Annotated in this window: 7 protein-coding genes and 1 tRNA gene; 2 read left to right on the plus strand and 6 right to left on the minus strand. The window is 41.4% G+C overall.

Translation table 11 applies throughout. The annotated features are described in order from the left end of the window. Nucleotides 1-297 precede the first annotated feature (297 nt). The 6 genes from CHU92_RS09980 to radC form a co-directional block, all read right to left on the minus strand. Nucleotides 298-1,032: a hypothetical protein gene (locus CHU92_RS09980; RefSeq protein ID WP_094415146.1), complete on the minus strand. Its 735-nt coding sequence runs from the start codon at nucleotides 1,030-1,032 to the stop codon at nucleotides 298-300. After that, entirely contained in the window at nucleotides 1,032-1,721 is a 690-nt protein-coding gene (locus CHU92_RS09985; protein ID WP_094415147.1) for a YjjG family noncanonical pyrimidine nucleotidase, read from the minus strand. Before CHU92_RS09985 ends, CHU92_RS09980 begins: the two co-directional genes overlap by 1 nt. Beyond that, on the minus strand, nucleotides 1,721-2,212 hold the full coding sequence (locus CHU92_RS09990) for a hypothetical protein (protein ID WP_094415149.1): 492 nt from the start codon (nucleotides 2,210-2,212) through the stop codon (nucleotides 1,721-1,723). The genes CHU92_RS09985 and CHU92_RS09990 overlap by 1 nt, the downstream gene beginning before the upstream one ends. Further along, nucleotides 2,205-3,572, minus strand: coding sequence for an ABC transporter permease (locus CHU92_RS09995; RefSeq protein WP_094415151.1), 1,368 nt, complete (start codon nucleotides 3,570-3,572; stop codon nucleotides 2,205-2,207). Before CHU92_RS09995 ends, CHU92_RS09990 begins: the two co-directional genes overlap by 8 nt. Beyond that, entirely contained in the window at nucleotides 3,569-4,198 is a 630-nt protein-coding gene (locus CHU92_RS10000; protein ID WP_094415153.1) for an ABC transporter ATP-binding protein, read from the minus strand. Before CHU92_RS10000 ends, CHU92_RS09995 begins: the two co-directional genes overlap by 4 nt. 120 nt (nucleotides 4,199-4,318) lie before the next feature. Then, nucleotides 4,319-5,017 (minus strand): RadC family protein, encoded by a 699-nt coding sequence (gene radC, locus CHU92_RS10005; RefSeq protein WP_094415155.1) that lies wholly within the window; start codon nucleotides 5,015-5,017, stop codon nucleotides 4,319-4,321. 218 nt (nucleotides 5,018-5,235) lie between these two features. Between radC and CHU92_RS10010 the strand changes: the two genes are divergently transcribed. After that, entirely contained in the window at nucleotides 5,236-5,700 is a 465-nt protein-coding gene (locus CHU92_RS10010) for a hypothetical protein (RefSeq protein WP_129583051.1), read from the plus strand. A 206-nt stretch (nucleotides 5,701-5,906) separates the two neighbouring features. Next, nucleotides 5,907-5,979 (plus strand) — tRNA-Met (locus CHU92_RS10015). The last annotated feature ends 21 nt before the right edge of the window (nucleotides 5,980-6,000 follow it).

A 6,000-nucleotide genomic window follows, 5' to 3' on the forward strand; every position in this document is an offset into this window, starting at 1 on the left:
CTCATCAGACAATAATTCCTGCTTTATAAACCTGAATGATTCCGGACAAAAAGCTTCAGCCGGTACAGGGATAAAAATAAACGTATGCACCCGATATCATGGCTAACCGGTTATTGCTCAGGAGCAGCCATCCGAGAGATTATTTTGGCAGGGTTCTGACGCGCTGTAGGCTATATCACAACCGTAGCAAAAGCAGGCGGCGGGAGGATGCCGCTTCCATCGGGGTTAGTAACCGGCGTACAAAAACAAGGCAGGATTGCATACAAAATTTAGTTTAAAAAAAAATATGTGACAGCGTTAAAACCTGATGTTTAATTTTTGTGAAACAGGTTTATCATCACGATCATAAAATTCAAATACCCAATCGCCTTCTTTTTTAAATACAATACCTGTTATTGTTTCCATCTTAGCGCTATAATAGTCCGCTTGTGTGGTTTTATACATTTTTATAACTACTTTACCGGCTTTGTCAAGCAGGTCATATCCATATCCTGTGGCTATGGCGGTAAGCAGGTTATCATTATTTACAGGCTTAGCAGTGGTAGCCTGGGAAACAGTTCCGGCTTTAGAATCATATAAAGCTCCCCCCCTAACTGTGCCGGCATTGCCGTTATATTTATACATGAGCCCGTTGAACGATTCGGCTGCCCGACGAAATGCCTCCAGATATGATTTTTGATGGCTCTTTTCTTTTGATCTTCCTTCACCAGACATATAAATTACATTTCCATCGCAGTCTTTAAGCTGAATAGTGAGGATGTTGGTCAGAAAGCCTTTCCTCTTTAGCACATCAGCATATAGAGCCAGGCATTTATTGAGGGCAAGGTCCGCAGGATAATCAGAATTCTGAATATAAACAGTAAATCCATATTTTTCCAGCAGAAGTTTTGTCATGGTATTAAGATTATATTCATTTTTTTTCTTTTGGAAGTCATATATTTCCGGTACAATTACATACTTGTAGTCATTTATTGATTGGGAATAGCTGCTGAGGCAGGCAAACAGGAACAGGAAAAAAAGTATTTTTTTCATTAAAGGAAATTTTTAAGTTCAGTAAGGTGGTACACCTGGCTTATATGGCCGGGTACAGTATTACGGGCTTCATTAAAATAAATGGCATCAAGCCCAAAATCAAGCGCGCCCTGTACATCAGCCTCTATACAGTCGCCTATCATGATGCTGGTGGACTTGTCGGCATTGGCGGCTTTCAGGGCAAATTCATAAATCAGTGGATTAGGTTTTTTACAGCCGGCAATATCAGAATTGGTAACTGTAGTAAAGTAATGTGCAATATTAGCATTTTTTATTTTGGAAGCCTGTATTTCCTTAAAACCATTGGTAATAATATGCAGGCTGTACCTTGGTTTAAGGTAATCAAGTATTTCCAAGGCGCCGTCATACAAATGATTGTAATCTGGCAGCCTGTCTACATATTCCTGGCCTACCAGACCGATAACCTCATCTGAGATATTGTACTTTAAGGTATCAAACGTTTCCCGGAAGCGGCCATAGCGCAACTGCTGCCTTGTTATTTTTTCATCCCTGAAAAGTTTCCAGTATCGTAAATTGACCGGGATATATACTTTTAAAAAATCATCCAGCAGTACATTGATATTATAAGTACTAAAGACGGTCTGAAATGCCAAAGCCGAATTTCTTTCAAAATCCCACAAGGTATGGTCAAGGTCAAAAAATACAGCCTTTACGTGTTCCCTTTTCATTACATCCCTTTAACTATAACGGCATTTTCAATATGGTAAATCCAGTCATCAATATCATTGTCGTTGTACCTGAAGGTTCCCTGTAGGGTAACATACTGGTCAGTTTTCAGCTTTATGTTAGGGTTCCTGAATTTTATACCCATAATAGTTTCAGGCCCTGCCTGCCCGCAAAAAAAACAGGAAGCAAAAACATTCTTACTGAGCGCGTAATTTTTATTGTCAATAGGGATAATAAAACCGCTCATGACGATCGGTTTCTTATTTTTAGCTTTAAGCGTGGTATTAATTACCGGGAACATTACACCTTCGGGATAATCCTTGCTTGGTTTCTTGATGTACTTAATCTGCCCGAGCAGTTTCCATGTAAGGGTATCATCTACAGCAGTATTATCTGCCATAGGCATAACCCTGTACTGCTTTGGGTTTCCTGCGGCTATAAATATAAATGCGGATATTATAAGTGCGGATATTATAAAAATTGTTTTACGCATTTGCCAGTGTTTTTGAGATGTTCAAGCTATACGCCTTAACTGCCGGTATTACTGCCGCCAAAATCCCTACAAAGATAGTAAGCACGAATAAATATCCTTCTTTTTCCCATACAAATTCCCATGGGTTGAACGACATTTTAAATTCATCTTCCGATGAACCGGAGATAAAGCCTAAAGCTATCCTACCAACAATCGTTCCAAAAAAGAAGCCTATTACACATAAAAGAAGGCTCTCAAGAAGCACAAGGGCTAACAGCTGGAAACGGCTCGCCCCACTGACACGCAGCAAGGCAAATTCGTATTTTCTTTCTTTTAAGGTATTGTATAATGCAATAAAAATACTAATCCCCGATATAATCATAATACCATAAGCCATGTACTGCAATGCCTGCAGGCCGATGCCGAAGAGGGAAAACAGCCTGTTTATTTCCAATATGGGTGAGGCAGCCTGCATTTTGGTATTTTGCGGTATAAGCCGTGGCCAGGTAACAATACCCATTTTACTGCGGAATTTTATCAGTACGGCTGTAATCTCTTTTCCTTCTTCATTAATAACAGTTTCTTCTGCATGGCCATGGTCATGGCCGTGTGCCGCCTCTCCTTCCTGGTGGTCATGGGCGTGGTCATGATCATGATTGTGGTCATGGCTATGCCCTTCTTCTGTGTGGGCATCATGGCTTTCGTGGTCGTGGTCATGGTCGTGACTGTGCTGATGCCCTTCTTCTTCAGTCCCTCCCGCGGTATGTTCATGGTCATGCATGGCCCATACACTCTGTACGTTACTTAAAATAAGGTTATCAACCACTTTGCCGGTGGGCGAAGCTATACCCGCAACAATGTAAGCATGCTCATCGTGGAGTTCACCTTCTTCAGCATCACCATGTGAGCCAAAAAATTTATCTCCAATTTTTAATCCAAGCTTAGCGGCTATTTCGCTGCCTACAACTACTTCAAAATTCCTGCTGAATATTTTGCCTTTAACCACCTCTGCTCCATATTTTGCAAGATAATCGGGCGTTGTACCCACAATTCGGTAGCCACGGTAGTTGTCGCCAAAGGCAAGCGGTATGGCTGTCTGCACAAACGGGTGATTCATCCATTTTTTTGCTTCCGCATAATCTATATTCCCGGTTGGCGCATCTACCTGGTATACTGATGAGAGTATTAACTGAAGGGGGCTACCCTGTGCCCCAAGCACCATATCTATACCTTCAATATTATCATTGAATTTTTTTTCAAATTGCTCCTGAAGCAATATTAGCAACGTTATTATTGCTACACTTGCCGTCAGGAGTATAATACTAAGGGCAGTATTGAGCGGTTTAAACCAAATGTTTTTCCAGGCTATTCGTGTAATCATGACAAGGTGATTTGATTAGGAAAACGGTCTTTTAGCCTTTGGTCGTGTGTTACCAGAACCAGCGCTGAGCCATATTGCCTGGCGAGTGCCTCGAGCATATCAGCAACCATAAAGGCATTTTCATCATCAAGGCTCGAAGTCGGCTCATCAGCAAGCAGCAGTTTAGGCTCATTAATTAATGCGCGGGCTATGGAAACCCTTTGCTGCTGCCCTACACTGAGCTGCGATGGTATTTTGTGCAGGTGCCCATCTACCCCTAACTGCCCTAAAAGTTGTTTTGCTTTTTCGGTTTTCAGGTTTCCGGTAGCCAGCCAGGAAGATAAAGCAACATTTTCGATTACGTTGAGCGATGCCACAAAATAAGATTGTTGCAGTACAAGGCCGATATTCCTACCCCTGAAAAGGTCTAGTTTTTTTTCAGAAAGGGCCGTAATATTTGTATCTTGAATTATAATCTCACCGGATTGTGGGCGTAAAAGCCCTCCCAAAAGGTGCAGCAAGGTAGTTTTGCCTTTTCCGGAACCACCCGTAATAAGGAGGCTTTCTCCACTCCGCGCTGTTATATCAGGGAAATAAAAATCAGTATCTTTCCCATAAGAAAAGCGGAGGTTTTTGGTATTTATCATACAAAATGATTTTTATGCCCTGCAAGTTAGGAAAAAAGCATCATTATTAAAGCCTTTCCCCTCATGGCAACAGCCTATTTGTATATCTTTTAAAAAAATGTTACAGCTTTATGATAAGGGCTATAATATCCCTTCGTCTACAAAGCTAAGGTAAGCTTTTTCCGTAACTATCACGTGGTCAAGCACTTTAATGTCAAGGCTGGCCCCGGCACTTTTCAGCTGGCGTGTTACCTGTTTATCGGGTTCGCTGGCCTGCAATATGCCCGAAGGATGGTTATGCACCAGTATTATAGCTACCGCATTATGTTCCAAGGCCGTCTTGAATACCAGCCGTACATCAACTACTGTGCCGGTTATACCCCCTTTACTTATTTGTGATTTATAAATAACCTTATTAGAGTTGTTCAGGTAAATAATCCAGAATTCTTCATGTGGCAGTTCACCTATTATGGGCTGCATAATGTCATACACTGCCCTGCTCGAAGTTATTTTTTGCAGCTCTATACTATCTTCGTCGCGACGGCGGCGCCCAAGTTCCATAGCGGCGGCAATTGTCACGGCTTTCGCCTCACCTATACCTTTAAAGTTCATTAGCTGCTGTAGCGACAACTTGCCCAGCGCGCCCAGGTTATTATCGACACTGGCGAGCATGCGTTTGCTGAGCTCAACAGCACTTTCATTACGGCTGCCAGAACCTATAAGTATGGCTATAAGTTCGGCATCGCTTAGTACTGCCTTGCCTTTCAGCATCAGTTTTTCCCTTGGCTGGTCGTCTTCAGCCCAGTATTTTATTGAAAAGGTACCTTGTGATTCTTCCATTGCATTACAGGTTAGCGTACGAATATAAATAATTTTTTGTATTGGCGCAGCAACTTCTTATACTGCACCATATAACATTCTGCACCGTTACAGCCTTAGAGAAATTATCAAGGGGCTGATTTATTTCCATTGGGCTTCGATAATATTTTTTAACACTACATTAAGAATCAGGAGGCTTTAATTTAATACATTCGTTATCAGCAATTAAAATATTATTTATGAAAAACTTACTTTACCTGTGCATGGCACTATGCCTAACAACGATAAGCTACGCACAGAAGATCAACCAAAAGGAATTACAGGGAAAATGGAATGTTGCCGGCTTTAACTCTTCTGGCATAAGCGTTGACGTCAAAAACGGGGAAGTAACGCTGTCACCTGAAATGCAGGCGCAACTTTCGCCGGAGGCTGTTACGGGCCTAAAGGCGGGAATGGCTGAGGCTGTGACACAACTTAAGGCTTCATTTATAACTTTTTCGGGACAAAATCTTACTGTTGCTATAGGCAGTTCAAACCAGACAGGCACCTATACAATCGGTGACAAAGACGGTAAGCAGGTAATTAATTTTAAGAAAGCTGACGGAACAACGAGTGAATTTCCTGTTGCAATCAAAGACAAAAACCTGTACATAACGTTTGTTGACCAGGGGCAGCAGGCCGATTTTATTTTTAATAAATCATAATTTTTACTGAAGCCTGTAACAAAATCGTTTGAACGCCGTCACATAAATATCAATCATCAATCAAAAACGGCAGTAGTTAATGGTTTTAATAGTTAATTTGAGTACTCTTCCCCTAAAAAGGAAGAGTTTTTTTAATGTTTTCAATTATTTTTTTGAGTTATAGTTGTATTGTAAAATATTGGTTGTATATTTGCCATCAGAAACATCGCGGGATAGAGCAGTAGGCAGCTCGTCGGGCTCATAACCCGAAGGTCACAGGTTCGAGTCCTGTTCCCGCTACTAACTGTAAAGCCACCCTCA

It is taken from the genome of Flavobacterium cyanobacteriorum (genome assembly GCF_002251835.1).
GTDB classification, from domain to species: Bacteria; Bacteroidota; Bacteroidia; order Flavobacteriales; family Flavobacteriaceae; genus Flavobacterium; species Flavobacterium cyanobacteriorum.

Excerpts from the sequence above, each read along its gene's own strand:
- CHU92_RS09980 (WP_094415146.1), bottom strand. The coding sequence starts at position 1,032 with ATGAAAAAAATACTTTTTTTCCTGTTCCTGTTTGCCTGCCTCAGCAGC.
- CHU92_RS09985 (WP_094415147.1), bottom strand. The coding sequence starts at position 1,721 with ATGAAAAGGGAACACGTAAAGGCTGTATTTTTTGACCTTGACCATACC.
- radC (WP_094415155.1), bottom strand. The coding sequence starts at position 5,017 with ATGGAAGAATCACAAGGTACCTTTTCAATAAAATACTGGGCTGAAGAC.
- CHU92_RS09990 (WP_094415149.1), bottom strand. The coding sequence starts at position 2,212 with ATGCGTAAAACAATTTTTATAATATCCGCACTTATAATATCCGCATTT.
- CHU92_RS10010 (WP_129583051.1), top strand. The coding sequence starts at position 5,236 with ATGAAAAACTTACTTTACCTGTGCATGGCACTATGCCTAACAACGATA.
- CHU92_RS10000 (WP_094415153.1), bottom strand. The coding sequence starts at position 4,198 with ATGATAAATACCAAAAACCTCCGCTTTTCTTATGGGAAAGATACTGAT.
- CHU92_RS09995 (WP_094415151.1), bottom strand. The coding sequence starts at position 3,572 with ATGATTACACGAATAGCCTGGAAAAACATTTGGTTTAAACCGCTCAAT.